This is a genomic window from Sphingomonas metalli (assembly GCF_014641735.1).
GTDB classification, from domain to species: Bacteria; Pseudomonadota; Alphaproteobacteria; order Sphingomonadales; family Sphingomonadaceae; genus Sphingomonas; species Sphingomonas metalli.
Window position 1 is genome coordinate 1 of sequence record NZ_BMIH01000019.1, and the last position, 572, is coordinate 572.

At 72.7% G+C, this 572-nt stretch carries 1 pseudogene; it reads right to left on the reverse strand.

The window, feature by feature from the left end:
- Positions 1 to 7: 7 nt before the first annotated feature.
- A pseudogene (locus IEX18_RS18485) lies at positions 8 to 572 on the reverse strand (Ti-type conjugative transfer relaxase TraA); the annotation flags it as partial.

The window sequence follows — 572 nt, forward strand, 5'->3', positions numbered from 1 at the left end:
GTCCTCCTTACCGGCTCATGCCACGGTCGCGGTCACGCCCGATGCTGACCGACTGCGCCAGCTCCTGCCCGATCGACCGGCCGCGCTCCATGCTCAACGCCAGCTCGGGCGCGCGACGCTGCAATACGGATTCGAGCTGCGGGTCGCGGTGCAACCCGCCCGCCATGCTTTCCATGCGCTTGCCCAGCTTCTCCGCGCCCGCACGGTCGCCGGCGCGCTCCATGCTGGCCCGCGCCTCCTTCATGCCCTGCCACTGCTCCACGAACCGGCCCGCGCGTTTTTCCGGGTCGATGCGGACCTGGCGTTCCGTCTCCATCGCCTTCGCCGCCCCGCCCGTGTTCCCCTCGGCCGCGTCGCGCGCGAGCCGGGGGTCGCGCGCGATCGCGCTGGCGAGGTCGCGGCTCCCAAGCGGCCGCACCTGGTCGAGCGCGTCGCCGGCCTTCGCCAGCGCCTGTTCCTGATGCGCTAGCACCGGCAACCCCTTTTCCTTCATCCGGCCTATATCGGCCGCTGCGCGCCCATAGCGTTCGATCGCGCGGGCCTGCGAGGGCGCCAGCGGCCGATCGGCCCCG